Here is a 203-nt window from a genome sequence, read left to right as displayed (position 1 = left end):
AACGAGATTCCCTAAGTAGCGGCGAGCGAACGGGGAAGAGCCCAAACCAGAGAGCTTAGCTCTTTGGGGTTGAGGACTGACATAAATCAGAAAATATCTAGTCGAACTACCTGGAAAGGTAGGCCGCAGAAGGTAATAGCCCTGTAGGCGAAAGATTGCATCTGAGGGTCAGAATCCAGAGTACCACGGGACACGAGGAACCC

Annotated in this window: 1 rRNA gene; it reads left to right on the top strand. The window is 51.2% G+C overall.

Going from position 1 to position 203, the window contains the following annotated elements:
* Positions 1–203, top strand: a 23S ribosomal RNA gene (locus GT1_RS22075); the annotation flags it as partial.

The organism is Sporomusa sp. GT1 (assembly GCF_014634905.1).
GTDB classification, from domain to species: Bacteria; Bacillota; Negativicutes; order Sporomusales; family Sporomusaceae; genus Sporomusa; species Sporomusa sphaeroides.
Note: the sequence above shows the minus strand (reverse complement) of the source record. Positions and strands in the feature narration are given on the sequence as shown.